This window comes from Pseudoalteromonas sp. S1727 (assembly GCF_005886375.1).
GTDB classification, from domain to species: domain Bacteria; phylum Pseudomonadota; class Gammaproteobacteria; order Enterobacterales; family Alteromonadaceae; genus Pseudoalteromonas; species Pseudoalteromonas haloplanktis.
Genome location: NZ_PNDT01000165.1, coordinates 1 through 448, shown reverse-complemented (window position 1 = coordinate 448; position 448 = coordinate 1). Strand labels below are relative to the sequence as shown.

The window sequence follows — 448 nt, the reverse complement described above, 5'->3', positions numbered from 1 at the left end:
ATTAAATTTTGTTAAAGATGCACCGTACAGCTTTATCCCAACAGCGAATGACATTGATGGTGACAGCTTAACCTTTAGCATCAGTAATAAGCCAAGTTGGGCGAGCTTTGACAGCAACACAGGGCAGCTATCTGGCACCCCGAGTAATGATGATGTGGGTGTAAGTAATAACATTATTATTGCAGTATCAGACGGCGCGATCACCACGGCATTGAGTAGTTTTAACCTCACGGTAAATAACATCAATGATGCACCCACAATCAGTGGCACACCAAGCATCACGGTTAGCGAAGACAGCCCGTATCAATTTACCCCTACCGTGAGCGATATTGATGGCGACAATTTAAGCTTTAGTATTATCAATAAACCAAGCTGGGCCAGCTTTAATACCAGCACTGGTGAGTTATCGGGTACACCGGATAACAGCCATGTGGGCAGTTATGCAGCG

The 448-nt window shown here is 44.9% G+C and carries 1 protein-coding gene; it reads left to right on the top strand.

The annotated features are described in order from the left end of the window. Positions 1 to 448, top strand: a 448-nt coding sequence (locus CWB85_RS21205) for a putative Ig domain-containing protein (RefSeq protein WP_138555960.1), incomplete at both ends; no start/stop codon positions are given.